We start from the raw sequence: 24257 nt of genomic DNA, 5'->3' as shown, positions 1-24257 counted from the left end.
CATGGACTTGAAAGTCATCAGCATCATCGGCGCAGCGCTCGCCGTCTCGATCGGCTCGATCGGGCCGGCGCTGGCCGAAGGCCGAGCGGTCGCCGCCGCAATGGACGCGATCGCGCGCCAGCCCGAGGCTGCCGGGACGATCTCGCGCACCCTCTTCGTCGGTCTCGCCATGATCGAGACGATGGCGATCTACTGCCTGGTCGTGGCGCTCCTGCTGCTTTTCGCCAATCCCTACGCCGGCTGACCATGCGCTTCGACTGGTGGACCTTCGGGCTGCAGACGATCAATTTCGCCGTCCTGGTTTGGCTGCTGCATCGCTTTTTGTACAAGCCGGTGCTGCGCATAATCGATGCGCGCCGCGCCGAGGTCGAAGGACAATTCGCCGAGGCTAGCGCAGCCGAAGCCAAGGCCAAGAACGAGCTTGCGGCGATCGAGGCCGAACGCGCCGGCATCGCCGGCGAGCATGAGGCCGCCCTGAAGACTGCGGCGGCGCAGGCCGAAGAGGCGGCCAGGCGCGGCGCGCTCAGGCCGAAGCCGACGCCGACGCCCTCCTCGACCGGGCGCGCAAGACGCTCGCTGCGGAGCGCGGCGAGGCGCTTTCCGAAGCGCGGAAATCGGCTTTCGATCTCGGGGTCGACATCGCGCGCCGCTTGCTTGCGGAGGCGCCCGTGAAATTGCGCTCGGAGGCTTGGCTCGAACGAATAGAACAATATCTCAAGACGCTTCCCAAGACCGAAATGGACGCTCTTGCCGAACAGCTCGACAATGGCGAAGCCCTTACGGTCGTAACGGCTTCGTCGCTGGCGCTGGAGGCGGCTGAAACTTGGCGCCTCCGTCTCCATCAATTGCTGGGTGAGGGCGTCGCCTTTTCCTTCGACGTGGACCCAGACCTCGTCGCAGGCGCGGAGCTGCATTTTCCGAACGCCATCCTGCGCTTCTCGTGGCAGAGCGCGCTCGCCAAGGTGCGTTCGGAGATCGAGGCGTGACGACGACTCTTGGCGAAGATCTGCGCGGCTGGCTTGACCAGAGCCGCCGTCGCATCGGCGGGCTGGCGTTGGAGCCCCGCATCGAGCAGATCGGCCGGGTCGCCCAAACCGGCGACGGGGTGGCGACCGTCCGGGGCCTGCCTGACGCGCGGCTCGACGAGCTGCTCATCTTCGAAGGCGGCGTGCGAGGGCTTGCCGTCGATCTCGGCGAGCATGCGATTGGATGCGTGCTGCTTGGCGACGCGACCGCGATCCACGCCGGAAGCGTCGTGCGCGGCACCGGCGAGGTCGCGCGCGTCCCAGTCGGCGAGGCCCTGCTTGGCCGCGTCATCAATGCGCTCGGCGTCCCGCTCGACGGCGGCGCTCCGGTCGCCGCCAGATCGTTCGCGCCGGCCGAGCAGCCGGCGCCTGCGATCGTCGATCGCGCGCTCGTCACGCGGCCATTGGCGACCGGACTCCTGGTGGTTGACGCGATGATCCCGCTTGGCCGTGGCCAGCGCGAGCTGATTATCGGCGACCGTGGGACGGGAAAGACCGCGATCGCCGTCGATGCAATCATCAACCAGCGTTCGAGCGGCGTCATCTGCGTCTACGCCGCAGTCGGTCAAAAGGCTTCGTCGGTCGCGCAGGTGGTCGAAGCCGTGCGCCGCTATGGCGCGCTGGAGCGCTGCTTATTCGTCGTCGGCGAAGCCAATGCGGCGCCAGGCCTGCAATGGCTGACGCCCTACGCCGCCTGCACCATGGCTGAGTATTTTATGGCGCAGGGACGCGATGTTCTGCTCGTGATCGACGACCTCACCAAGCATGCGGCGGTCTATCGCCAAGTCTCGCTTCTACTGCGCCGCCCGCCGGGGCGCGAAGCCTATCCCGGAGATATTTTCTATATCCATTCGCGCCTGCTCGAACGGGCCGCGAAGCTCGCGCCCGAACGCGGCGGCGGATCGCTGACCGCGCTGCCGATCGCCGAGACCCAGGCCGGCAATATCAGCTCCTACATACCGACCAACCTGATTTCGATCACCGATGGCCAGATCTATCTCGATCCGCGCCTCTTCTATGAAGACCAGAAACCCGCAGTCGATGTCGGCAAGAGCGTGTCGCGCGTCGGCGGCAAGACCCAGGCTCCCGTGCTCAAGGCGCTTTCCGAGAGCCTGCGGCTCGAATACGCTCAGTTTCTCGAGCTCGAAGTGTTCACGCGCTTCGGCACGATGGTCGACGAGCGCACGCGCAAGGTGATCGAGCACGGCCGACGCATTCGCGAAGCTCTCCGCCAAGAGCAGTTTGCGCCGCTGGCGCTCGCGGAAGAAGTCGTGCTGTTATTGGCGCTGAGCGAAGGCGTCCTCGATGACGCGCCGCTCGGTCGCGTGGGGGACTTCCGAAAGGCGCTCGGGCCTTGGTTGACCGCGCATTGCCCCGAGGCCGCGGCGCTCGACGATCAGTCGAAGGCGCTGTCGGATGATTTGCGCGCGACGCTTAAAGCCTCGCTGCAAGCGCTGGCTCGCTCCCTTGGATTGTATGGCGGGGCAGCAGGCGAACCGACATGACGCGCCTCGCCGAAATCCAGGCCCATATCGGCAGCATGGGCGAGCTTCGCGACATTGTCGGCGCAATGCGGTCCCTCGCCGGCATGCGCGTGCAGGAGGCGCAGCATGCGCTTCCCGGCATCAGCCGCTACGCCGACGCCATGGCGGCCGCGATCGGCGGCGCCCTTTTGCTCATGCCGCAATCGGCGGCGGAGACGAGAGCGGATCGCGATGGGCGAGCGCTTATTCTCTACACAGCTGAGCACGGGTTCGTCGGAGGCTTCAACGAACGGCTGATGGAGGCCGCCGAAGCCGCGCTCGCGCCAGGAGACGCGCTTTTCGTGCTGGGAACGCGCGGAGGCGCTCTTGCTCTCGAGCGGGGACGCCGGGTGATCTGGATGTGCCCCATGGCGACCCGCCTTGCGGCCGTGCCTGATACGATCCGCCGGCTTTCCACCGAGATTTACGCGCGCATCGCGCGCGGCCAGATCTCTCGCGTCGAGGCGATGTTCGCCCACTACCGCCAGGGCGGCGCGGCGACGATCGAGCGAAGCCTGCTTCTGCCTCTCGACCTCGAGAAGCTTCAAGCGAAAGAGACTCGCCAGGAACCGCTTCACAATTTGGAGCCGCAAGCGCTCCTGGAAAAGCTCATGTCGGAATATGTCTTCGCCCTGCTGACCAAGGCCGCCGTCGAATCGCTCGCGAGCGAAAACGCCGCGCGTTTCGCAGCCATGGAGTCGGCGCATGACAATGTCTCAGTAAAGCTCGACAAGCTACGCCAGGACGAGCGCGAAGCCCGGCAATCCGAGATCACGACAGAGCTCCTCGAACTCATCACCGGCGCTGAAGCGCTGCGAGAGGAGTGATTGTTTGCCGGGTGCGAGCGGCGGGGAAGAGCGCCCGGTTGCGGACATTTATGGAGAAGAATTCAACAAAGCGCCTTTTGCGTGCGGCCCAAAGGGGCCGGCCGAAGGCGCAGGAACGATCTCGTTCATGGCCCTTGCAACTCCATATTGCCTTCGATCCAAACGGATAGTGCTCGCTCGTCGAGCGCGCCAGCGGCGAGATCAAAGATGGCTTGAACGGCGCTCATCGGATCGGCCGCCAGGCGATATCCATTGACGCCAAGGAACAACCCAATCGACAAGAAGGCGGCTCTCTTATTGCCATCCACGAAAGCATGATTTCGCGCGATCCCATAGGCATAAGAGGCGGCCAGCACGGCGACCGAGCTTTCGGTCTGATAGGCGTACAAGTTTTGCGGGCGCGCCAGGGCAGAGTCGAGCAAGCCTTCGTCCCTGATCCCGCGTTCGCCGCCAAACTCGGCCAAGCTCATTTCGTGCAGAAGCAGCAAAGCCTTCTTGCTGATCCAGCGCGGCTCAGCCTTCACTCGGCCAAGGCCTTGAAAGCGGTCCGATATTCTATCATGAAACGCTCGCCGAGCTTGATCTCCTCCGCGACCGCCGGATCGTAAGGGGTCAAGAAAAAACCCTCCGCCGTCTCGATGACGTAAAGGGCGTCGCCGTCCCCGAGCTTCAGCCGCACCAGCATTTCCTTCGGAATGACGACCCCGGTCGATGCGCCAATCGTCGTCAGCCTGAGCATGGTCATCGCGGCCTCCTCTTCTTGGGCCTATTTATTGTAATATTGGGGCGCGCTCGCAACCCCGCCCGGCGCATCACCCCAAAAGATCGATGAGCGCCGGAATGAGCGGCGCATCGGCGGGCGGCATCGGATAGGCGCGCAGATCTTTTGCGCGCACCCATTTCAGGGCCTTATGCTCCCGCGCTTCGACAAAACCCTCCCAACGTCGGCAGACATAAAGCGGCATCAGCAGATGGAATTCCGCATAGGCGAAGCTCGCGAAGGTCAGCGGCGCGAGGCAAGGCTCCTTGACCTCAATGCCGAGCTCTTCGCGCAATTCGCGGATGAGGGCGGCTTCCGGCCGTTCTCCCAAATCGACCTTGCCGCCGGGAAACTCCCAAAGGCCAGCGAGTTCTTTGCCGTCCGGCCTTTGCGCGATCAAGACCCGCCCGTCGGCGTCGATGAGGGCGACGGCGACGACGAGGAGGAGCTTCATCGGAAAGACTCGTGCGTCACGACCGATAGTCGCCGTTGATCGCGACATATTCTTTGGTCAGATCGCAGGTCCAGACCGTCGCCTCGCCTTTGCCGAGCCCCAAATCGACGCGGATGTCGATCTCCTGCGCCTGCATGAGCTTCGAGACCTGCTTCTCGTCATAGGCGGGATCGCGCAAACCCTTGTAGGCCACACGAATGTCGCCGAACCAGATCGCGAGCCGGTCGCGTTCGGCCCTTTCGCCCGCCTTGCCGACAGCCATGACGATGCGGCCCCAATTGGCGTCCTCGCCGGCGATCGCGGTTTTCACCAAAGGCGAATTGGCGATGGACAGAGCAATCTTCTTGGCCGCCGGCGAAGTCGCCGCGCCTTGCACCGTGACTTGAATGAATTTGCGCGCGCCTTCGCCGTCTTTCACCACCTGCTGCGCGAGATCTAGGAGCAGGCCGTCGAGCGCCGTCTTGAAGCGCGCCAGGCGCCTGTCGTTGGCGACGGCGATCTGCGGCGCGCCGCGCTTGGCTGCGGCGCCCGTCGCAAAAAGCAGCAAAGTGTCCGACGTCGAAGTGTCGCTATCCACGGTGATCGCGTTGAACGATCCCTGCACGCTCTTGCCCAGCATGGACTGCAGGACCGGGGCTGCGATCGGCGCGTCGGTGAAGACGAAGGCGAGCATGGTCGCCATGTCCGGCGCGATCATGCCGGCGCCTTTCGCCATGCCGGAGATCAGAACCTCCACGCCGCCGATCATTGCGCGCGCCGTCGCGACCTTCGGATAAGTGTCCGTCGTCATGATCGCCTTGGCCGCCTCGAAAAGCCTGTCCGGCGACGCGGCCTTTGTAAGCTTTTCGAATACGCCCTCGAATTTCGACGCGTCGAGAGGTTCGCCAATGACTCCCGTCGAGGCGAGAAAGATCTCGGCTGGCGGCGCGCCTGTGGCCTTGGCCGCGAGGCTCGCCGTGAGTTTCGCCGCTTGCGCCCCGATCTTGCCGGTAAAGGCGTTGGCGTTGCCGGAATTGACGACCAGCGCGCGCGCTTTGCCGCCCTTGAGCCGCGCCCGGCACCAGTCCACCGGCGCCGAAGGACATTTCGACTTCGTGAACACGCCGGCGGCCTGCGTCCCTTTGTCGAACAGCGCCAGCATCACATCGGTGCGGCCTTTGTAGCGGACGCCAGCGGCGCCTGTTGCGAAGCGCACGCCTTCGATTTCGGGCAGATCGGGAAAAGATTTCGGCGCGAGCGGAGAGAGGACGGCGACCATGCGATGCGGAACCTTAAACGCGCCTTGAAATGGCGAGAGCGGACGGAACATGAGCAAAGCGGGAGCCAAGAGGCGATCAAGCGCGCATGGCCCCGCCCCACGCGCGCCAGGCAATCTCGCTCCCTCAATCCTCGCGCCGCGCGACCGCTCGCGCGGCGCCGCTTCGGCAGCGAGTCGACCTTACTTCTTGCCAGCGGCCGGCGCGGCCTTCGGGTCGGCGGCCGGCTTATCGCCGGCGTCAGGCGCAGGCGTCTCGCGATCGATCTTGGCGGTTTTACGCAGCTGCGCCACGAGCTCGCTTTGCGCCTTCTGCGCGACATAGCGGGCGACCTGGTCCTTGACCTCGTCATAGGACGGGAATGTCTTTTGCCTTTTGTCTTCGACCTTGATGATATGCCAGCCAAACGGGCTCTTGACCGGATCGGAGATCTGGCCGGGCTCCAGCTTGAACGCGGCGTCGGCGAATTCGGGCACCATGCGATCCTTGGTGAACCAGCCGAGATCGCCGCCCTCGGAACCCGGATCCTTCGAGACTTCCTTCGCGACCTTGGCGAAATCCTCCCCCGCCTTCACGCGCTTCAGCGCCGCCTGGGCGTCGGCGTCGGTCGGAACAAGGATATGGCGGGCATGGATCTCGGTTTCCGGCTTCTGCGCCTTGGCCGCTTCGTCATAGGTCGCCTTGAGCGCCGCATCCGTCACCGCCGTCTTGGCCACCTGTCCAAGCAGGGTCTCCATCAGAAGCTTCTCGCGAAAATAGGCGAGCTTTTTCGCGAACTCCGGGCCCTGATCGAGCTTATCGGCCTGCGCCTTTTGCGCCACCAGGACGCCATCGATCAGAAAGTCCAGGACATAGGCCTCGCGCGCCTTGCCCTCGAGCTGCGGCGGAAGGCTCGGACCGAGATCGTCGGTGGCGATCTTCAGATCTTCGTCGGTGATTTCCTTCCCGTTGACCGTGGCGAGCACCTTCGCCGCTGCGGGAGAGGCCGCTAAAATCGCCGGTCCTGCCAAGGCCGAGGCGCATGCCAGCCCCATGACCAGGGCGCGCAAGGATTGCTTCATGAACATGCGATTTGAGCTCCACGCTTAGGATGAAAAGGACGCACGTCGTGATCGGACCCGCGATGCCAAGCTAAAACGAGTGCGGGACGGCGCGCGCAAGATGCACGGAAGCAGAAATTTGACAAGGTCAACCCCCCCTCTTATCTGTCGAATGAATGCTGGCGGGTCGGTTTTTCGATGCGGAAGCGCAATTTTCGCAGGAAAATCCTCGCCAACTACAGGCTATGGTCACGGAAGTTTCGCAGAGCGACCACGCCAGAGGCGGCCAGACGTGCGTGAAGTTATGCGCCGGCGTCAGGCCTAGTCGAACATAGGGCGCTTTCATGAGTCCGGTCAAAAACGAAAGCGCTTGGACGCGTTTTCCGATCCGATGGATTTGATCCGATCACGCGGGATTTCGGAGAGCCGACCCCATATAGAAGGCTATGCGAAATCCTGCAGCATTTGGGAATCAGGCAGGTTTTCCTCGATCCGACCCGCGTCCGATCGAGCAAAACCTGCTTCCTGCTTGCCGCCGTGGTTGGGCTTACGCGCTTGAGCGGCAGCGAAGGGGAACGGTAGAGTAAATCCACGTGAATTTTGAATTGGCTCTGGCCGTGTCCGGAAAGGTCGTTGGATAATGTTGGGCTCAATCGCGAAAAAGATTTTCGGATCGGCGAATGACCGCCGTCTGAAAGGCTATCGGCCGAAAGTCGCGGCGATCAACGCGCTCGAACCCGAAATGCTGAAACTGACCGATTCCGAGCTCGCCGCCCGAACCGTCATGTTTCGCGAAGAGCTCGCGGCAGGCAAGACGCTCGATCAGCTTCTTGTCCCGGCTTTCGCCACTGTGCGCGAGGCCGCGCGGCGCGCGCTCGGGCAGCGCCATTTCGACGTTCAGCTGATCGGCGGCATGGTGCTGCACGAGGGCGGGATTTCCGAGATGCGCACCGGCGAAGGCAAGACCCTCGTCGCGACGCTTGCGACCTATCTCAATGCGCTCGCCGGCAAGGGCGTGCATGTCGTCACCGTCAACGACTATCTCGCCCGCCGCGACGCCGAATGGATGGGCGCCATCTATCATTTCCTAGGCCTCACGACCGGAGCCATTCTTCACGGCCTGGACGACGACGAGCGCCGCCGCGCCTACGCCGCCGACGTCACCTATGGCACGAATAACGAGTTCGGCTTCGACTATCTGCGCGACAATATGAAATACGAGCTCGGCCAGATGGTCCAGCGCGGCCATAGTTACGCAATCGTCGATGAGGTCGATTCGATCCTGATCGACGAAGCGCGCACGCCGCTCATCATTTCCGGGCCGTCCGACGACAAGTCGGATCTCTACAACGCCATCGACAAGGTGCTTCCCGGGCTTGTTCGTGAAGATTACGACCTCGATGAAAAGCAGCGCACGACCAATCTCACCGAGGCCGGCAATGAGCACATGGAGGAATTGCTGCGCGAAGCCGGGATCCTGACCGAAGGCGCTCTCTACGAGGCGGCCAATGTCACGATCGTGCATCACGTCAACCAGGCTTTGCGCGCCCATAAACTATTCCAGCGCGACAAGGACTATATCGTCCGCAAGGGCGAAGTCGTCATCATCGACGAATTCACCGGCCGCATGATGCCGGGCCGGCGCTATTCGGAAGGATTGCACCAGGCGCTCGAGGCGAAGGAGCATGTCCAGGTCCAGCCCGAGAATGTGACGCTCGCCTCGATCACGTTCCAGAACTATTTCCGCCTTTATGGAAAACTCGCCGGCATGACCGGAACGGCGCTGACCGAGGCGGATGAATTCGCCGAGATCTACAAGCTCGAAGTCGTCGAGGTTCCGACCAATCGACCGGTGAGGCGTCTCGACGAAGACGATGAAGTCTATCGCACCTCCGAAGAAAAGCTGCGCGCGATCACGCGGGAGATCGAAGCGGCCAACGCAAAAATGCAGCCCATGCTCGTCGGCACGACGTCGATCGAGAAATCCGAGCAGCTCGCCGAAGCGATGAAAAAGCATGGCTACAAGCAGATTGATTTCGACGAGCCACAAGCGCTGCAAAAGCTCTATGCAGCGGCGCGCGCACAGAAACAGTCGAAGCTTTTCGCGGTGCTGAATGCGCGCTTCCACGAAAAGGAAGCCTATATTATCGCCGAAGCGGGCGTGCCGGGCGCAATCACGATCGCAACGAACATGGCCGGCCGCGGCACCGACATTCAGCTCGGCGGCAATGTCGAGATGCGGGTAGCGCAGGAATGCGCCGCTGTGCCGGAAGGTCCCGAGCGCGAAGAGAGGGAAGCCGAAATCCGCGCCGAGGTTGAAAGGTTCCGGACCCAGGCAATCGAGGCGGGCGGCCTCTATATCATCGGCACCGAACGTCATGAGAGCCGCCGGATCGACAATCAGCTGCGCGGCCGCGCTGGTCGTCAGGGCGACCCGGGACGTTCGAAATTTTTCCTGTCGCTGAAGGACGATCTGATGCGGATCTTCGGATCCGAGCGGATGGAATCAATGCTGGTCAAGCTCGGCCTCAAGGAAGATGAGGCGATCGTGCATCCCTGGATTAACAAGGCTTTGGAGAAGGCGCAGCAGAAGGTCGAAGCGCGCAACTTCGACATGCGCAAGAACATTCTCAAATATGATAATGTCATGAATGATCAGCGCAAGGTCGTCTTCGAGCAGCGTCGCGAGATGATGGCGCAGGATTCGCTCGAAGGCATGATCCATGACATGCGGCAAGGCGTCGTCGACGATCTCATCACGAAACATATCCCGCGCGACTCCTATCCCGAGGCCTGGGACATCGAAGGATTGACGCTATCGGTCAAGGCCGAACTCAACATCGCCCCGCCGCTCGCGGAGTGGGCGAAGGAGGAGGGAATCGACGAGGAGCACATGCAGGAAAGGCTGCAAACGGCGGCCGACGAAGCCTATGCCGCCCGCGTCGAAAGAAACGGCGCCGACGTCATGCGCTATGTCGAAAAGCAAGTCATCCTGCAAGCGCTTGATCATCTTTGGCGGGAGCATCTGGTGACGCTCGATCATCTGCGTCAGGTGGTCGGCTGGCGCGGCATGGCGCAACGCGATCCTCTCAACGAATACAAGTCCGAGGCCTTCGAGCTGTTCAATGTGCTGATAACCCATTTGAGGGAGCTCACAACGTCGCAATTGAGCCGCGTCGAAGTCGCCTTCGAGCCGCCTCCAAGCTCGATCGAAGCGACGCAAGTCCCGGCTTTCGACCAATCGCCGCGACCTGACGGCGCGCTCACCGCCGCCTTCGCCGCAGCGAGCAGCGCAAGGGCCGCGCCGCAAAGCCAAGAGCATGTTTTCAGCGCGAGCGACGCGTCGTCGGTCGATACGCTCATCCGCGAGGCCGGCGGCGGCGCTGCATCCTTGGCCAAGGTTGGCCGCAACCAGCCTTGCCCCTGTGGGTCTGGCCGGAAATACAAGCATTGCCACGGCGCGATCGCGTAACTTTTTGAAAGCACGCGCGCTGGAGCTTTTTCGGAGCCCTATGGTCCCGTCTTGTCAAGCGGGGCGGGGCGACGCGCCGATTAAGATGTCCCGGTCGCATCGGAAACCGCGCCAGCCCGTCGAGCCGATGATTGACCTGGATCATCGCGTCTGATCCCTCGTCGGCCTAACCTAGCTCAACCGTAGCGCAACAAAGGCGGTGCAGCCGGGCGATGAATTTCTTTCACGGTCCTGTCGCCCAAGTTGGCTATTCAACTCGCGCGAGGCGGAAATACCCGATTTCAGCGGGAGGCTTTGCGCCGATCGCGCTGGCGTTCGTGTCGGCTGTCTCGTTCCAGGCCCGGCGCAGGAATTGGCGATCTGTCGCGCCGACGCCTCGTCAAAGCAAGAAGCAACACAAATGAGGAGCACGCTTATGAAGGCTCGTATCTCTCGTCCTTTGGCCGTTCTTTCCTTTGGCGCCGCCTTGGCGCTCGGGACAATGATCGCTTCGGCGGAGCCCGCGGCGCAACCCGCTCCGTCCACTCCCGGCGAAGCGCCGGCTGCGGCCGACCATGCGGACCATGGCGGCCACGCCGGTCACGGCGGCATGATGGGCGGAGATATGGAGCAGATGCGGTCGATGATGCATGAGATGATGTCCAAGATGGCGTCGCATGCCCATGAACGCATCGCGGCTCTCAAGACCGAGCTCAAAATCACCGATGCGCAGCTTCCGCAGTGGAACGGTTTCGCCGAAGCTCTCGATTCAGCCGCACATTCCATGCACGAAATGCATCACGCGATGATGCAGCCTGCGGAGGCTGAACATAAGCATTCGTCAGAGGCTGCCGGGGCAACTAATTACCCTGACTGGAAGGCGATTAGGAAGTCCGCGGCAGGCGCCGCTTCGGAACATGGCGCGTCGTCGTCTGGGGGCCTTCCCACCCGCCTCGAGCATTATGAGAAAATGCTCAGCCAGCATCTCGCCACCTTGGAAGCGATCAAAGCCGCGCTCGAACCGCTTTACGCCACTTTCAGCGACGAACAGAAGAAGATCGCGGATGGCTTGATGGTGGGCCCAATGGGCGTGATGTAAGCGGCTGGGCGGATGCTTTTGCGATCAGCGGGCGCGAGCAGTTGCTTCGCTGATCGCGCCGCGCGGTCGGGCGGAGCCGGAACTGCTTCGCCCGTGAATGCGTGAATGCAAGTCTTTCCAAGTCTTGTGTTCGCGAGATCTCGACCACGCGAGCGGCCCGAAATATCGGGGCCAACCCGTGCGGGCCCGCACAGCGACTCGGGGCAGCCCGACCTAATCTCCGTTCATCGCCGGCGCGAACCATCCGGCGAATGAAGGAGAGAATATTATGATCAATTTCCGTAAAGCCATTGCTATCGGCCTTGCCGCAACGACCCTAAGTTTTGGCGTCGCCGCAACCTCGACCCCTGCTGCGGCTTGGGGCTATCATCATGGTTGGGGCTGGGGCCTCGGCGGAGTCGCCGCTGGCCTTGCGCTCGGCGCCGCCGCGTCCGCGCCCTATTATGGCTACGGCTATGCCTATCCGGGCTGCGTCATCACCCGCCAGCCTGTCGTCGACATTTACGGCAATGTCATCAGCTATCGCCGCGTGCGTGTCTGCAACTGAAGACGAGAACGCGCGCATTCGACGTTGCCGCCGGGGTCCTCTCCCTCTGGCAGCGCCAAGTCGGGGGCTTTCGGGGCAAAGTTCCGAAAGCCTTCCGTTTTTTGAAGGACCAATCGCACGAAACCGCGACAGCCGCAAAGCTAAGTTGGAGGAAGAAGGCCAACAACGCGATTTCGTCGCTGGCCCAAAGCTTTAGAGACAGCCAACCCGCTTTTGGTCGTCCTTTTTCTTTTTCATGCCAAGACTCGGCGCTACGCCTGGGGCGAGACATCCGTCGTCATGGTGAAGCACTTCCTCGAGCTTGTTGCGTTCGAACAAAATGACAATGACGATCGAGAAAATCAGCGGAATGATGAGGTAGAAGAGCCTGAACACGAGCAGGGCGGTCAGCACTTGGACTTGCGGGGTCGCTGGCATAGCCTTGATGAACAAAAGCTCGAAAACGCCGAGTCCGCCAGGGGCGTTTGACGCAAGCGCAGCGGAAAAAGAGGCGATAAAGACCGCCAGCACGACGAAATAGCCCGGATTTCCGACATCCGGCAAAGCGAAATAGATAATGCCCGCAGCGCCGAGAAGCTCGAGCGGGGCGGCGAGAAGCTGCCGCACGGTGACGGCAGGCCTAGGATATTCCAGCCGAAACCCGCGAATGATCAGGGGCTTCAAACGCAGAACGGAGCCGATCACATAGACTGCGATCAGGGCGAGAAAAATGACGCCGATGATCCGCGCCGTGGTCGGATTGGTGAAATAGGATGGCAGAAGCCCGCCAAATCGCTGCAATTGCTCCGGCTCGAATATTGAAATGAGGCCGCCAAGCAACACGGTCCCGAGGACGAAGGTCAGCGAGCAGAGCGCGATAAGAACCGCGACTTGCGCAGCCGTCAGCCCTTTCGTGCTATAGGCGCGATACCTGACCATGCCGCCAGACACGACGGTTGCGCCAATGTTATGCGCAAGCGCATAGGTTGTAAAAGAACAGAGCGAGACAAACACCCAGGAAATATGGGTGACGCCGAGATGGAGCAAGGCGATCCGGTCATACCAGGCCAGCGCCGCATAAGCTACGAGAGTGGACAGGATCGCGAGCAGATAATGCGAGAGCGGAATGGCTCTGAGCTGGACCCAGACCTCGGGCCCGACCGACTCGCCCCGAAACTCACGGTAGAGAAGCCACAGCGAAATGCCGACCGCAACGAGACCTATCGCCGGCCAGACAAAATCAAGGATTCGTTTCATAACGCTCCGGTCAGGGTCGCCTCTTGAACGGGAGTCTGAGCTATGCTCGACTGGCAATCCCTGCACTATGCGCGGTTCTACTTCAAGTGCCGAAACACGGAAATCACCCTGATCGGCGCGGCGACGCGCGCGGGAGCTATGGCCGCGAAGGAAGCCGATCAATCGCTTGCTATTCAGGCTTCGATTGTCCGCAAACGCACGGCCGAGCTTTTGAGAGGCGAGGCTGCGGCGTCGGCGGCAGCCTCCAACGGCCTGTCGCGGATCTCAGGGCCAAGCGCCTTGCTCAAGTCGGCGAGCGCCTCGTCGAGACGCCGCCGCGCCTCTTCCAGCTGCCCCATCAATTCCTCCGCCGACCGATGCAGATTGTCCCGGCGGGTGCGGGCGGCGCGCGCATAGGTCGGATAGGCGAAATGAGACGCATCAAAAATGCCGGCCCGCTGCTCTTCGAGCGCGACCTCTTGGTCGAGCTCCCGCGCGATCCGGGAAAATTCGGCGACCATGGATTCGATTTGCGCGACGCGGCGCCGCTTCTCATCGACCTGGAAGCGCTTGAGGCGCGTGACGGTATCCTGCAGCTTCATTTCCTTCCACTCCCAATGACCTTCAAGGCAAAATCGCAGGTCAACCCCCAACCCCAGGAGCAAAGCAAGATTTCGCTCCGACTCGCGAATTTTGCCGCAGCAAAGTTGCCCATTCGTTACCCACTCTGCGCGATTCGAGAAAACTTGCCAGACGGGTCCCATCGACAAAGGGGAATCAGCCTGTCCTCCATCTCGAGCCGCAAACGCCGCGGGCGCGTGGCCTTTTGTTCGCAACCGTCCCGGCCTGCCCCGTCGCCGAGGGCCATGGCGCGCCGATTCGGGGGAGGCCGGGTTCGTTCATTTTGGCGGCGATGCAAATTCGCGCCTCGCCTCCGCGCAAAATCCTTCGTCGCGCAAGGTCCCGGCGCCAATCTGCAATTTAGTTGGCGTGTCGCGAATCAACCGCGCGATTCTGGCGGGATGGCGAAGGGTTCGAAAACGTCTTGCGAGGGGAATGTATTTGTTAACCAATGCCCGTTAAGGTTACGAAATTCGTTGCAAGGAACCCATCGCTGGAGGATCGGCCGAACGCGGGCCGCCGCGGTGGAGCCTCGGGCGATCTCGCGCGCCGGCAGGCGACCGACGGGGGGAAAGTGGGGACCTCAGATGCGCGTTTTATTGATCGAAGACGATAGCGCTACGGCGCAGAGCATAGAGCTGATGCTCAAATCGGAGAATTTCAACGTCTATACGACGGACCTTGGCGAGGAGGGCGTCGATCTCGGCAAGCTCTATGACTATGACATCATCCTCCTTGACCTGAACCTTCCCGACATGTCCGGCTATGAGGTGCTTCGCACCTTGCGCGTCGCCAAGGTCAAGACGCCGATCCTCATCCTGTCCGGCCTCGCGGCGATCGAGGACAAAGTCAAAGGTTTAGGCTTCGGCGCCGATGATTATCTGACGAAGCCATTCCATAAGGACGAGCTTGTCGCCCGCATCCACGCGATCGTGCGGCGCTCGAAGGGGCACGCGCAATCGGTCATCTCCACCGGCGATCTCATCGTCAATCTCGATCAGAAAACCGTCGAGGTCGCGGGCGCGCGGGTCCATCTGACCGGCAAGGAATATCAGATGCTGGAGCTGCTCTCGCTCCGCAAGGGCACGACCTTGACCAAGGAAATGTTTCTCAATCATCTCTATGGCGGGATGGATGAGCCTGAACTGAAGATCATCGACGTCTTCATCTGCAAGCTGCGCAAGAAGCTCGCCAATGCGAGCCAAGGCCGCAATTACATCGAGACGGTCTGGGGACGCGGCTATGTGCTGCGCGAACCGAGCGACGACGAAGAACGCATCACCGCTTAAGGCTGCTTCCGCTGACGGTCAAGCGGTGGAATCGGTCCTGAGCGCGGCGCTTATCAGTTTCAAGATGGAGCCAACTCGCGCCGCGGCATTCAAGCCGCAATGAGCGGCCGAGCCAAGCCCGAAACACAGTCATCGTGAAATGAACAGCGGTTTGGCCACCGCCGCAACAATGGAAGGCCGTTACTTGACGGCGTCAGTGGACCGCCAGGCCGGCCGCTTCGATCTTCGCTGTTGAGCTTGAGGACCCAGCCGCGCTGCCGCGTTTTGCCCGACTGCGTGGACATCGAACAGAATCCGATTAAGCGGAAGCGGATATCTCTTTCGAGATTTTGATTGAGCATGCTCTTAGAGCATGTTCCGAAAAAGTTGCTCGACTTTTTCGATCAGAACATGCTCCAACTCTTTGAATTTGAGCGATTCCTTTTCGATCAGATGATTCCATCTGATCGGGAAGCGCTCTAATTGCGAGCCAGCGTCCGTTTTCGTAGAGTTGCTCTAACCCAGTCGAGAAGCGATTTCACCGATCGGCCCTAAAGTCCTTCTTGACGACGGCGCCGACCGGGTGTTCGATCCGATCGGCGCCCTCTAACGGCGAGATCGCGAAGTTCAAGCTGCAGTTTAGATGCTGCCGCGATGGCCTTCGCTCTCGGTTGCAGATTTAATCCTCGTCGTGATCGTCTTGGTCCCGTTCCTGACCGAACTGGAACAATTCGAACAGATCGCCGATCGCCGGGCTATTGGTTGGAACATAGGGATTGTCCGCGGTGGCGACCGGATTGGGGAGATTGTCCCGGCTCCGATTGCTGATCCTATCCAAGCGCCAGTTCCGCTCGATGAACTTCAGGATCGAGACATGATCCGAATAATCATGCGCGATCAGACCGCCGCGCGAATAAGGCGACACGACGATCAAGGGGATGCGCACGCCGTCGCCGAAGAAATCGAGCGGCTGAATGTAGCCCGAGTCGTAATAGCCGCCACCTTCATCGACGGTGATGAAGATCGCCGTGCTCGCCCAGAGCTTCGGATTTTGTTTGACCGCCCGGACGATTTTCTTGCTAAACGCCTCGAACAGATCGAACTTCGAGCTGGTCGGATGTCCATCGAGGAATCCGCCGGGCTTCACAAAGGAAACCGCCGGCAGATCGCCGTTGGCGATGTCATTGTAGAGATCGTCGGTATCTTTCAGATGCTTCGCCACAAGGGTTGGCTTGGTCATGATCGCCGTTTCATAGAGAAACGGATTGCAGATGTTGCAATAGACGCTGGTCGCGGAGCTCGTGATGAAGGTGTTCCAGCCTTCGCCATAATATTTCCACGAGACATTTTTATCGAGCAAAGGTTTGGAAATTGACCGCACCGGGGAAGGCGGGATGGTGAAAGCGGCCGTGTTGACGCTGCCGTCCCCGTTATAGCCTGGGTTGTAATTGTTGAGCAGGTAATAGTGCCCCTGGTCGCAGTTCGCTTTGGGCTTATTGGGGAGCGAAGCAAGATAGGTCACGATTGCGCCAACGCCGGGCTGCGCCGGGTCGGAGCAATTGCTGTAGCTTCCGCCGCTGTAGCCGTCCTGGGTGTAGTAATTATTGGTCCCAGCCTGCGGATCCGGATTTTCGATCTCATTGGTCGGGGGCGTGATCGCGTGGCCATGGCCGTCGGTGAAATAAATAGCATCGCCATAGCCGAGGATGATGCTGTCGAGGCCGGTGCCGCCCTGCGACGGCTGATGGTAATTGTCGCTGATCGCGTATTTCTTGGCGAGCTTGGTGAAATAGGGGGCGTCGCCGATATTGGTGTTGTAGAAGCCCAGGGCCGTGGAGCCCTCGCCGGTCGTTTGATCGTTGAAGCCGCTGGGCTGCGGCTTGCCATTGCTGCCCGCCCCGATGCTCACCTCGACCCAGGCGAAGAGATCATTGCGGCAACCGCTCGGGTTCGCGTGGGTCGCGTAAGCGACGCTGCAGTCCGACTGCTGCCAACCTTGATAGAACCGATGCACGGGGCTCGCGGCGTAATCGTCGTAGGAGAGGCTCGGCGTCAGTTGGAACGGCCCGCTCGGCAGCTTGCTTGCGTTTGCAATGCGAGTGTCGATGACATGCGTCGGCAATCCGGACGCGCCCGTCGTCAGGAGCTTCACATCGCCCGGGAGAAGAGCATTCCCCTCTTGTGCTTTTGCAGCGGCAAGGGTCGCGAAGGGCGGCGGATTGCTATCGCTCGCCACGGTGGGCGTTCCGCCAGTCAGCGGCGGCGGGAGGGTCTTGTAGGCCTTTTTCGAAGTCGGCGTCAGGGAGAATTTCGTCGGCCCCACCAGGCTCCCCTGGTACTGTGTCGCCAAATGGAAATTGGGGCCCGGCGTCCCATCTTCATTGATGATCCCCTTGGAGAGGAGATTCTCGACGGTCTGGCCTCTGGGCGGCTTATAGGCCCCGAAGAGATGATCGAAAGACCGGTTTTCCCCGACGATGACGATCACATGTTTGATCGGCGTTTCGGTCGCCGACGGGCCCCGACCGTCATTGTCTTCAGCCGCGAAGACGCTCGCCGGAATCCCCGCCGACGTCAGCGCAATCGCGCAGGCGGTGACGCCCGCCGTGACGCGCTTTCGTTTTGAGCCCCTTAGAAATTGCATAGATCCCTCCGTTGCTAGGATTAGCGGGAGAAATCCTAAACTAATGATATTACATTTTAGCGAAAATAACGCAACAGCATTTGCGTATCATAAAATAATACTCTAAAACTTATTCATACCGTTATTTTTCTATTCATAATACATGCATAATAACCATATATATCAAATATAATTCGCTAATAACATTTATTTATACGCTTACCCTAATGTCGTATCTTCAATAAGACAGCAAATTGTTTTTTCCAATCAGACGATCGTGAAGACAGCAACCCAACTGAGGCGTCGACAAGGCGGGGTCGGTTTGTGTGAACAGATCTCAGCTTTGCAAATGCTTGGATTATGCAATTTATCCCCTTGCCGCCGACGCCCCGCGCGGCTTCGCGGTCGTCTGAGCGCGTCCCGATCAAATCGGGACGCGCTCAGACTCAAAGGGATCGAGCTTTCGATCTGGCGAACGGAGGCTACCCCGCAGACCGACCGCCCTGACGCGTCTCCCTCGGAAAGATGAATTAGTCCCGTTGCGCGTGTTGGTCCGAACTCAGCCCGGGGAGCTCTTTCGTGTCTTCGACGCGGACGGATTTCAATTCGTCCGGATCGAGACCGAGGCTGCGCAGAATGGTCGGCGCAATCTGCCGCGTCTCAACTGTATCGTTGATCGTCTTGGGCGCTATTGAGGGGCTGGATACCAAGAGCGCAACATTGCGGTCATCGTGCGCGAAGCCGCCGTGCTCGGCGAGCTTGGTCCCGCCGGTGTAAATTAGGCCCGGAGTCGTGATGGCGATGAAGTCCGGCGTGCGGTTGTCGGTGAATGGATTTTGATAAAGCCTGGTGAGTTCGTCCTTGTCCAAAAGCTTGACGATTCCGAGAGCGCTCTTCTGGCTCAGAATATAGGCTTTCGCGGCCAGATAATCCGCCCATTGCTGCTGCGGCTTCAGCCAGATGATGCCAGCGTCATCGTCGGCCGAGGCCGCGAAATCCGGCGCATTCGTATAAGGCGTATCGTCAACGGCCTTTCGAAGGGCGAGATTGATCGGCGACTGGCCGTGCTTGGCCGAGACGATGACCAAAGTGTCTTTATCGATTCTTGCGGTCTTCAATGCGGCGACGATCTTGCCGAGCTGGGCGTCGACGAAGTCGAGCCCGAGTTGCAGGCCATTGTTGGGATGCAGGCCGGCGGCGTCCGCGTAACCCCCGATCAGGCCGGCGTCTTGTGGGTCTTTCGTATTTCCTTTAGCGAGCTTCTGTCCGACGCTGACCGCCTGAAAGTTGAACCCGAAAATCGCCGGCACGCCAACCTGGTTCGCGCCCGTGCTGTCCTTGCCGGCGATCTCATTGAGCACGGCCTGGACCTTGAGCAAATCATTGCGTTCAATGCTGTGGAATCCCGTCGTGTAATCGGCTCCGGTGACCGCATCGTTTGCATTGACCTCCGGCGTGAACAGATCTTGCACGCCTTTTCCGGAGGGACCGTTGACGATGTCGTAAGCGGGATGCTTGTCCGCCCAGGCGGTCCGGCCGCCGTGACGGCGAATGACCTCGAAGATCGTGTTCACTTTGATGAAGTCGTGCGGATAGACCGGGACGCACTTGCCATTAACCAGGGCGAGCGGCAAATTCGCGACGTTGATTTGCGTCAGCGGCTGGCCGAGCGTTCCGCCGCCCGTATAGCTCGTCTTGTCCTTATCGATGCTTTCGTCGAAGGCCGGCTGAATGCCGGGCGCTCCCTGACAGTTCGAGCCCGGGGCGAAAAGAGTGCGATCGTAGGAAACGTCGTAGAACACGCCATGCGTTTTCGACGTGCCGCCGGTGACCTGAGCGAGCAGACCCGGGAACGAATCCGACGGCGCCGAGGTCAGCGCGTTTGGATAGGTCACGCCATGGCTCGACAGAGACGCCAATGTGCTGTTTGGATGAGCCGCGACATAGTTGCGCAAGTCCACCGCGTGCAAGCCGTCGACGCTGATGAGCAGCACATGGCTGTAGCGCTTTTGCGCGAATTGACCGTCGTCATCCGCTCGCGCTGATAAGCCGACGGTCAGCGCCATGAGGCTAACGCCCATCCCACATAGCAAATGTCCTATTCTCGTCATTCCGCATCCTCCCCCTCTGGAACGCTGATCCTTACTAGCTTGAGCGGAAGCTGAATAGCTCGCCAAGGTTGTACATTTTATGACAGAGCCATCCGTTGGGTAATAATTTCACTCGACACGGCCTAAATAATGATCGTGCGGAACGGTCCGGCGCCGATCAGCGCCGCCCGGCAAATTGATCAGGAGAGAGCGAACTCGCACATGCGTGGGAATTGCCGCGCCGCCGTCGAAGCGAACCCCGCCGTCGCGCTCCGGAGCGCGACGGTCAACGACGATTTGAAGGGGGAAGACGGCAACGGGCGGGGCGGCGACGCGATGGGGGCGCATCAAACCAGCGCTCACCTAATGATGTCGAAGCTATAGTCGCTCTTGGCCGGAACATTGGTGTTGCTGTCGATGTAGGCGAAGATCGCGTCGAGCAGCTTTGTGAGCACGTGGAGGCCGCCCTGGTAACCCCAGAGCGGGAAGCGATGGTGATGGTGGCGGTCGAAGATCGGGAAGCCGATCCGGATCAGCGGCGTGCCCGTATCGCGCTCGAGATATTTCCCATAGGTGTTGCCGATCAGGAAATCGACGGGCTCGGTGAAGAGCAGCGAACGCATGTGCCAAAGGTCGCGATTGGGATAGACGTGGCAATTCGCGCCGAAGGGCGAGGTTGCGAAGAGAGCCTCAACCTTTTCCGCCCATTCCTTGCCTCCGTTCGTCGAAAGAACATGGGTCGGTTCGGCGCCAAGCTCGAGCAGGAATCCGGCGAGGCCGATGCAAAGGTCGGGATCGCCATAGATCGCGAATTTCTTGCCGTGAATATGGGCGTGCGAGTCGGCGATGGCGTCGACAAGCCGGCCGCGTTCGATGCGCAAAATATCTGGCACGGGCTTGCCCGTGAGGCGCGCGATTTCCATGATGAGCCGGTCCGTCGCCCGCACGCCGAGGGGATGATTGAAGGCTATGACCTCCTGGCCGTGCGCCGCGATGAAGGGCAAGGTCTTTTGCGTGGAAAATTCCTGCAGCGAGATCGTCGCCTTGGAGTGGATGGCGGCGGCTGTATCCTCGAGCGTCGTGCCGCCGTCGAACATGCGGAAGGTCCCGTCGGTCGGCGTATCCCAGACGTCGCTATTGTCAGCGAGGACCGTGTAGTCGATCTCCATAAGATCGAAGATGCGCTTGAGCTCGCGCAGATTGCCGACCGTATATGGGTCGAAACCACCGATAAAGTTCAGCCTCTCATTGGGCGCCCGCTCGAGCTTGTCGGCCATGCCCGCCTTGCCGTCCCAGAAATAGTCGAGAATGCCTTTCAGCATATTGTCATAGCCGGTCACGTGGCTGCCGACGAAGGCGGGCGTGTGGGAGAAGGGAATGTCGAAATCCATCGGCACGGAGCCTTTTTCCCGCGCATTCTTGATGAAGGCGTTGAGATCGTCGCCGATAACTTCCGCCATGCAGGTGGTCGAGACAGAGATCATGCTCGGCTTGTAGAGATTGTAGGTATTAGCCAGCCCATCAACCATGTTGTTAAGGCCGCCAAAGACGGCGGCGTCCTCCGTCATCGATGACGAGACGCAGGAGCAAGGCTCCTTGAAATGGCGCGACAAATGACTGCGGTAATAAGCAACGCATCCTTGCGAGCCATGCACGAAGGCGATACTGCCCGCAAAACCGCTCGAGCAGAAGACCGCGCCCAAAGGCTGGCAGGCTTTGGAGGGATTGACCACCAGCGCCTCGCGGCCGAAGTTTAGCTCCTGATATTCGGGCGTCATCATCCATTCGCGGATGCGGCTGACCTCCGACTCGGCCACGGCGTTTTCAAAATTCTTCTTCTTGTTTGCGAACATCTCGCGATATTCGGGCTGCCTGAAAAGATCAAAATGGTCCAGCACCGAGTTTGCGTTCTGTGGCATGAATAATGTCCTTTTCGCATGCTTGCGGCGATCTTGGTCATCGCGAAGCTCGAGAAGACGCTTGCTTAACAGCGCCTGCTTCAGGCCGTCCCGTCGGCTCTTGCGGCTATGTCCGAGGAACGGGCCGCGACCGGCCAGCTTGTCATCGCCAAGCGATATGTAGTGTAATTACATAATGTCGCGAAGCCGTCATCTCGTCAAGCGGACTTGGCCGAAAAACATGATCGGGACAGCGCAGCGCGCTCGCCCCGGCGACATGGGCGGATCAAGAAGCACAGCGTGCTTGCCCGGCAGAACGGCCACGAAGATAGCTTGCGCAATCGAACCTTTCGATTATAGATTGCGCAAGATTGAATTGCTTTGATGGAAGGTCGGCGCGCGATGTCCGAAGATGACGCCATGCCGAGGCTCGACCAGCAGCTTTGCTTCGCCATCTATTCGACAATGCACGCCGTCAATAAAACCTACGCCCCTTTGCTCGAGGGCGTCGGCCTGACCTATCCGCAATATCTGGTGATGCTCGTATTGTGGGAGGCCGACGACGTCACCGTCAAGGACATCGGCGAACGGCTCCAGCTCGATTCCGGCACGCTGACGCCGCTTTTGAAGCGGCTCGAAGCGATGGGCCTCCTGCACCGCGCAAGAGACCCCAAGGACGAACGCCAGGTCCGCATCAAGCTCGCTGAAAAAGGCGACGCCCTGAGGCAGAAGGCGAAGGGAATCCCCGGCCAAATTGCGCGCGCAATGGGGCGGCCGGCGGAGGATCTGAAGGCGTTGAGGAAAGATCTGCGAAAGGTCCGCAACGCCTTGCTCGGCAAACGGGGCAAGTCGGACGCCAAGCCCCACGCCGGCTAGCGCATTTTCGCGCAACGCCCGCCTCTGTCGCGCCGAGGCGACCCTTTAAAGTCTGTCGCCGGCGCGTAGGGTTATCGTCGTTGCAGCAGCCGCGCGACGACTTTCGACGTATAGTCGACCATGGGAACGATCCGGGCGTAATTCAGCCTCGTCGGGCCGATGACCCCAAGAACGCCGACGATGCGATGCTGCTCGTCATGGAAAGGGGCCGCGATCATGGAGGAGCCCGAGAGCGAAAAGAGCTTGTTCTCGGAGCCTATGAAAATGCGCACCCCTTCGCCGCCTTCCGCTCGGCTCAAGAGATCGATCACGTCTTTTTTGGTTTCGAGATCGGCGAAGAGAAGGCGGATGCGTTCGAGATCCTCGATTGCGGTCAAATCCTGAAGCAGATTGGCCTGTCCCCGCACGATAAGCTGCGGGCCATGTCCTGTGCATTCGGCCCAGCTCGCAAGTCCCGCCTCAACGAGGCGCGTCGTCAATTCGCCGAGCTCGGCCTCGGCCGCCCGATGGGCGGCTTCGATCTCGACCTTGACCTCGCTCAAGGTGCGGCCCCTGATCCTGGCGTTGAGGTAATTCCCGGCTTCGATCAAGGCGGAAGGCGGCAGCCAGGTCGGGATTTGAATGACGCGATTTTCGACCGAACCATCCTCGGCGACAAGCACGGCAAGCGCGCGCTCCGGCTCGATCCTGACGAATTCGATATGTTTTAGACGCGCGTTTTCCTTGGTCGTGACGACGACGCCGGCGCCGCGCGTGAGTCCCGACAGCATCATCATGGCGTCGCCGAGCAGGCCTTCGAGGGGCTGCTCCGGCGAGGCCGCCTTGACCTGCGCCTCGATCTGCTCGCGCTCCCCCTGGCCTATGTCGCCGAGCTCCAGCAAGGCGTCAACGAAAAAGCGCAGGCCGAGTTCCGTCGGCAGGCGTCCCGCGCTGGTGTGCGGCGCATAGATCAAGCCGAGCTCTTCGAGATCCTGCATCACGTTGCGGACGGAGGCCGGCGACAGCGACATAGGCAAAAGCCGCGCGACATGCCGCGATCCGACGGCTTCCCCATTCGCCAGATAGGAATCGACGATATGACGAAATATCTCCCGCGAGCGCTCGTTGAGGCTCGACAGGCTATTGCCGCCAAGGCGCGCCGGATCGCGCGGATGATCGAAAGATACGGCCATGGCGTTAACATGGCCGCGTCGGACCCGGGATGCAAGCGCTTCCAATTGAGCTAGATCTGCGTCTGCGCCGGAGCCATTTGAATAAGAAAGATCACCGGATCAGCAAGGGCGCCCGGGGACTTTCAAAGGCCGGCATGCGTCTTCCAGAACCATTTTGAGATCGGAAAGCTGAAATGGCTTTTGCAGAACCTTGGCGCCGGAATAGGCTTCGTCGAGCCCACGCGCGCCATAGCCGGACAGGAAGACGAACGGGATGGCGCGCGATTTGAGAATATCGGCGACAGGAAAGCTTCGCTGACCGTTGAGATTGATGTCGAGAACCGCAAAATCAGGCGACGCCTCGGCCAAGACTCCAAGGGCGCTTTCCACGGAGACAGCGACGTCGACGAACTTGCATCCAATGTCGCTCAGCATGTCTTCGATCAACATGCTGATGATCGCTTCGTCCTCGACGACCAGAACGCGAAGGTCGGTTTCAAATGTCACAGGACGAATCCAAAATCGAGCGGAGC

At 60.6% G+C, this 24257-nt stretch carries 22 protein-coding genes; 10 read left to right on the top strand and 12 right to left on the bottom strand.

Features of this window, described 5'->3' with window-relative positions; translation table 11 throughout:
- The first annotated feature begins 1 nt into the window (after window position 1).
- From RZS28_RS08785 to RZS28_RS08765, 5 genes are read left to right on the top strand one after another with little or no spacing between them, the layout of a single operon-like run.
- Window positions 2-244: a F0F1 ATP synthase subunit C gene (locus RZS28_RS08785; RefSeq protein ID WP_407340927.1), complete on the top strand. Its 243-nt coding sequence runs from the start codon at window positions 2-4 to the stop codon at window positions 242-244.
- 2 nt (window positions 245-246) lie between these two features.
- Window positions 247-672: a hypothetical protein gene (locus tag RZS28_RS08780; protein ID WP_407340926.1), complete on the top strand. Its 426-nt coding sequence runs from the start codon at window positions 247-249 to the stop codon at window positions 670-672.
- Complete coding sequence (locus tag RZS28_RS08775; RefSeq protein WP_407340925.1) at window positions 669-986, top strand: hypothetical protein; 318 nt, start codon at window positions 669-671, stop codon at window positions 984-986. The genes RZS28_RS08780 and RZS28_RS08775 overlap by 4 nt, the downstream gene beginning before the upstream one ends.
- The gene (locus tag RZS28_RS08770; protein ID WP_407340924.1) at window positions 983-2530 is read left to right on the top strand and encodes a F0F1 ATP synthase subunit alpha; all 1548 of its coding nucleotides are present in this window, start codon (window positions 983-985) and stop codon (window positions 2528-2530) included. Before RZS28_RS08775 ends, RZS28_RS08770 begins: the two co-directional genes overlap by 4 nt.
- Window positions 2527-3375, top strand: coding sequence for a F0F1 ATP synthase subunit gamma (locus RZS28_RS08765; RefSeq protein ID WP_407340923.1), 849 nt, complete (start codon window positions 2527-2529; stop codon window positions 3373-3375). Before RZS28_RS08770 ends, RZS28_RS08765 begins: the two co-directional genes overlap by 4 nt.
- 125 nt (window positions 3376-3500) lie before the next feature.
- On the opposite strand, the gene RZS28_RS08760 is transcribed toward RZS28_RS08765, so the two are convergent.
- From RZS28_RS08760 to RZS28_RS08740, 5 genes are all read right to left on the bottom strand, one after another.
- On the bottom strand, window positions 3501-3899 hold the full coding sequence (locus tag RZS28_RS08760) for a type II toxin-antitoxin system death-on-curing family toxin (protein ID WP_407340922.1): 399 nt from the start codon (window positions 3897-3899) through the stop codon (window positions 3501-3503).
- A complete protein-coding gene (locus tag RZS28_RS08755) occupies window positions 3896-4120 on the bottom strand; it encodes an AbrB/MazE/SpoVT family DNA-binding domain-containing protein (RefSeq protein WP_407340921.1) in 225 nt (74 codons plus the stop codon). The genes RZS28_RS08760 and RZS28_RS08755 overlap by 4 nt, the downstream gene beginning before the upstream one ends.
- Before the next feature lie 67 nt (window positions 4121-4187).
- Window positions 4188-4589: a (deoxy)nucleoside triphosphate pyrophosphohydrolase gene (locus tag RZS28_RS08750; protein WP_407340920.1), complete on the bottom strand. Its 402-nt coding sequence runs from the start codon at window positions 4587-4589 to the stop codon at window positions 4188-4190.
- Between the two features lie 16 nt (window positions 4590-4605).
- Window positions 4606-5847 (bottom strand): bifunctional glutamate N-acetyltransferase/amino-acid acetyltransferase ArgJ, encoded by a 1242-nt coding sequence (gene argJ, locus RZS28_RS08745; RefSeq protein ID WP_407340919.1) that lies wholly within the window; start codon window positions 5845-5847, stop codon window positions 4606-4608.
- A gap of 180 nt (window positions 5848-6027) precedes the next feature.
- Window positions 6028-6912: a peptidylprolyl isomerase gene (locus RZS28_RS08740; protein ID WP_407340918.1), complete on the bottom strand. Its 885-nt coding sequence runs from the start codon at window positions 6910-6912 to the stop codon at window positions 6028-6030.
- A 613-nt stretch (window positions 6913-7525) separates the two neighbouring features.
- Here RZS28_RS08740 and secA point away from each other — a divergent pair.
- The 3 genes from secA to RZS28_RS08725 all read left to right on the top strand — a co-directional run bounded on the left by secA (window position 7526) and on the right by RZS28_RS08725 (window position 11982).
- Entirely contained in the window at window positions 7526-10357 is a 2832-nt protein-coding gene (gene secA / locus RZS28_RS08735; RefSeq protein ID WP_407340917.1) for a preprotein translocase subunit SecA, read from the top strand.
- A 415-nt stretch (window positions 10358-10772) separates the two neighbouring features.
- Window positions 10773-11435, top strand: a complete 663-nt coding sequence (locus RZS28_RS08730) for a Spy/CpxP family protein refolding chaperone (protein ID WP_407340916.1) — start codon at window positions 10773-10775, stop codon at window positions 11433-11435.
- A 268-nt stretch (window positions 11436-11703) separates the two neighbouring features.
- The gene (locus RZS28_RS08725; protein WP_407340915.1) at window positions 11704-11982 is read left to right on the top strand and encodes a hypothetical protein; all 279 of its coding nucleotides are present in this window, start codon (window positions 11704-11706) and stop codon (window positions 11980-11982) included.
- Window positions 11983-12174: 192 nt separating this feature from the next.
- Here RZS28_RS08725 and RZS28_RS08720 read toward each other — a convergent pair whose 3' ends face one another.
- Together RZS28_RS08720 and RZS28_RS08715 are read right to left on the bottom strand one after the other, a co-directional pair.
- On the bottom strand, window positions 12175-13218 hold the full coding sequence (locus RZS28_RS08720) for a UPF0104 family protein (RefSeq protein WP_407340914.1): 1044 nt from the start codon (window positions 13216-13218) through the stop codon (window positions 12175-12177).
- A 173-nt stretch (window positions 13219-13391) separates the two neighbouring features.
- Window positions 13392-13799, bottom strand: a complete 408-nt coding sequence (locus RZS28_RS08715; protein ID WP_407340913.1) for a flagellar export protein FliJ — start codon at window positions 13797-13799, stop codon at window positions 13392-13394.
- Window positions 13800-14405: 606 nt separating this feature from the next.
- Between RZS28_RS08715 and ctrA the strand changes: the two genes are divergently transcribed.
- Window positions 14406-15107 (top strand): response regulator transcription factor CtrA, encoded by a 702-nt coding sequence (ctrA, locus tag RZS28_RS08710; RefSeq protein ID WP_407340912.1) that lies wholly within the window; start codon window positions 14406-14408, stop codon window positions 15105-15107.
- 658 nt (window positions 15108-15765) lie between these two features.
- Here ctrA and RZS28_RS08705 read toward each other — a convergent pair.
- The 3 genes from RZS28_RS08705 to nifK all read right to left on the bottom strand — a co-directional run bounded on the left by RZS28_RS08705 (window position 15766) and on the right by nifK (window position 21718).
- Entirely contained in the window at window positions 15766-17730 is a 1965-nt protein-coding gene (locus RZS28_RS08705; RefSeq protein ID WP_407340911.1) for an alkaline phosphatase family protein, read from the bottom strand.
- Between the two features lie 509 nt (window positions 17731-18239).
- Entirely contained in the window at window positions 18240-19820 is a 1581-nt protein-coding gene (locus RZS28_RS08700; protein ID WP_407340910.1) for an alkaline phosphatase family protein, read from the bottom strand.
- Between the two features lie 338 nt (window positions 19821-20158).
- Window positions 20159-21718 (bottom strand): nitrogenase molybdenum-iron protein subunit beta, encoded by a 1560-nt coding sequence (gene nifK, locus RZS28_RS08695; protein ID WP_407340909.1) that lies wholly within the window; start codon window positions 21716-21718, stop codon window positions 20159-20161.
- A gap of 381 nt (window positions 21719-22099) precedes the next feature.
- Here nifK and RZS28_RS08690 point away from each other — a divergent pair, with 381 nt between their 5' ends.
- Complete coding sequence (locus RZS28_RS08690; RefSeq protein ID WP_407340908.1) at window positions 22100-22573, top strand: MarR family winged helix-turn-helix transcriptional regulator; 474 nt, start codon at window positions 22100-22102, stop codon at window positions 22571-22573.
- Between the two features lie 71 nt (window positions 22574-22644).
- On the opposite strand, the gene hrcA is transcribed toward RZS28_RS08690, so the two are convergent.
- Both hrcA and RZS28_RS08680 read right to left on the bottom strand, forming a co-directional pair.
- Window positions 22645-23745 carry a heat-inducible transcriptional repressor HrcA gene (gene hrcA, locus RZS28_RS08685; protein ID WP_407340907.1) on the bottom strand — a complete coding sequence of 367 codons (1101 nt, stop codon included), beginning with the start codon at window positions 23743-23745 and terminating at the stop codon, window positions 22645-22647.
- Between the two features lie 99 nt (window positions 23746-23844).
- Window positions 23845-24231: a response regulator gene (locus RZS28_RS08680; RefSeq protein WP_407340906.1), complete on the bottom strand. Its 387-nt coding sequence runs from the start codon at window positions 24229-24231 to the stop codon at window positions 23845-23847.
- Window positions 24232-24257: the final 26 nt, after the last annotated feature.

It is taken from the genome of Methylocapsa polymorpha (assembly GCF_045689225.1).
Taxonomy (GTDB): Bacteria; Pseudomonadota; Alphaproteobacteria; order Rhizobiales; family Beijerinckiaceae; genus Methylocapsa; species Methylocapsa polymorpha.
This window is presented reverse-complemented; position numbering and strand designations above follow the sequence as displayed.

Excerpts from the sequence above, each read along its gene's own strand:
- RZS28_RS08740 (WP_407340918.1), bottom strand. The coding sequence starts at position 6,912 with ATGTTCATGAAGCAATCCTTGCGCGCCCTGGTCATGGGGCTGGCATGC.
- RZS28_RS08720 (WP_407340914.1), bottom strand. The coding sequence starts at position 13,218 with ATGAAACGAATCCTTGATTTTGTCTGGCCGGCGATAGGTCTCGTTGCG.
- RZS28_RS08730 (WP_407340916.1), top strand. The coding sequence starts at position 10,773 with ATGAAGGCTCGTATCTCTCGTCCTTTGGCCGTTCTTTCCTTTGGCGCC.
- RZS28_RS08725 (WP_407340915.1), top strand. The coding sequence starts at position 11,704 with ATGATCAATTTCCGTAAAGCCATTGCTATCGGCCTTGCCGCAACGACC.
- RZS28_RS08715 (WP_407340913.1), bottom strand. The coding sequence starts at position 13,799 with ATGAAGCTGCAGGATACCGTCACGCGCCTCAAGCGCTTCCAGGTCGAT.
- secA (WP_407340917.1), top strand. The coding sequence starts at position 7,526 with ATGTTGGGCTCAATCGCGAAAAAGATTTTCGGATCGGCGAATGACCGC.
- RZS28_RS08700 (WP_407340910.1), bottom strand. The coding sequence starts at position 19,820 with ATGACGAGAATAGGACATTTGCTATGTGGGATGGGCGTTAGCCTCATG.
- hrcA (WP_407340907.1), bottom strand. The coding sequence starts at position 23,745 with ATGGCCGTATCTTTCGATCATCCGCGCGATCCGGCGCGCCTTGGCGGC.
- RZS28_RS08690 (WP_407340908.1), top strand. The coding sequence starts at position 22,100 with ATGTCCGAAGATGACGCCATGCCGAGGCTCGACCAGCAGCTTTGCTTC.
- RZS28_RS08780 (WP_407340926.1), top strand. The coding sequence starts at position 247 with ATGCGCTTCGACTGGTGGACCTTCGGGCTGCAGACGATCAATTTCGCC.
- ctrA (WP_407340912.1), top strand. The coding sequence starts at position 14,406 with ATGCGCGTTTTATTGATCGAAGACGATAGCGCTACGGCGCAGAGCATA.
- RZS28_RS08785 (WP_407340927.1), top strand. The coding sequence starts at position 2 with ATGGACTTGAAAGTCATCAGCATCATCGGCGCAGCGCTCGCCGTCTCG.
- RZS28_RS08765 (WP_407340923.1), top strand. The coding sequence starts at position 2,527 with ATGACGCGCCTCGCCGAAATCCAGGCCCATATCGGCAGCATGGGCGAG.
- RZS28_RS08750 (WP_407340920.1), bottom strand. The coding sequence starts at position 4,589 with ATGAAGCTCCTCCTCGTCGTCGCCGTCGCCCTCATCGACGCCGACGGG.
- argJ (WP_407340919.1), bottom strand. The coding sequence starts at position 5,847 with ATGGTCGCCGTCCTCTCTCCGCTCGCGCCGAAATCTTTTCCCGATCTG.
- nifK (WP_407340909.1), bottom strand. The coding sequence starts at position 21,718 with ATGCCACAGAACGCAAACTCGGTGCTGGACCATTTTGATCTTTTCAGG.
- RZS28_RS08755 (WP_407340921.1), bottom strand. The coding sequence starts at position 4,120 with ATGACCATGCTCAGGCTGACGACGATTGGCGCATCGACCGGGGTCGTC.
- RZS28_RS08705 (WP_407340911.1), bottom strand. The coding sequence starts at position 17,730 with ATGCAATTTCTAAGGGGCTCAAAACGAAAGCGCGTCACGGCGGGCGTC.